Raw genomic sequence first — 853 nt, 5'->3', positions numbered from 1 at the left:
TAGGTTTCGTGGACAAAGGGTATCCATTGCAGGGCTGAGACGAGATTGACGAAGCCGAGGTAGGACTCTTTGGTTTTGTCGTATCGAGTTGCGATACGCCGCCAGTTCTTGAGTTTGTTGAAGAGGCGTTCGACAAGATTGCGCCAACGGTATTTTTCGCGATCGTGTGGGATTGGATCGCGCCGATTGCTTTTGGCGGGAATGACAGCCTCAACGTCAGCATTGGCCAATTCCTCGCGGATGGCATCTGCATCGTAGCCCTTGTCCGCCAACAATGCCTCGATCTTATGAGCAATCAAACGGAACAGCGGGCCAAAGCCTTGGATATCGTGGCTCTGGCCCGGCGTCAGGACAAAGCCGAGCGGTCGGCCTTTGGCATCGCAGCGGGCGTGGAGCTTTGTGCTGAATCCGCCTCGCGATCGGCCAAGCGCCTCGGTTTCCTGAGTCCCTTTTTTATGCCGACGGCACAATGATGTGCTCGGACCACGGTGCTGTCGATCATGTCCGCAGTGGCATCACGAGCCACCATTTCGCCCAGTGTCTCGAGCATCGCCTCGAACACCCCGGTCGTAACCCAGCGCCGGTAGCGGCGGAAAACGCTGTTCCACTTGCCATATTCATCCGGCAAGTGGCGCCATTGCGAACCTGTGCGGGCGATCCACATCATGCCTTCGAAATACAGCCGGTTGTCCTGTGCTGGACGACAGCCACGACCACGCTCAGATGGCAGTAATGTGCCGATGATCCCCCACTCGTCCTCCGTCAGCCCAATACGCTCGCCCAACGCCACCTCCAAAAGGCAGCCTTGAATCAACGCCCGATCCTGCTGTCAACCTTTGTCCACGAAACCTAG

The 853-nt window shown here is 57.3% G+C and carries 1 pseudogene; it reads right to left on the bottom strand.

Annotation, left to right across the window (positions count from 1 at the left end):
* Positions 1-790 (bottom strand): annotated as a pseudogene (locus ACFQ24_RS03800) (IS5 family transposase); the annotation flags it as partial.
* Between the last annotated feature and the right edge of the window lie 63 nt (positions 791-853).

The organism is Sphingobium olei (genome assembly GCF_042678845.1).
Lineage (GTDB): Bacteria > Pseudomonadota > Alphaproteobacteria > Sphingomonadales > Sphingomonadaceae > Sphingobium > Sphingobium olei.
The sequence above is the reverse complement of the archived record's forward strand: the minus strand, read 5'-3'. Positions and strand labels throughout refer to the sequence as shown.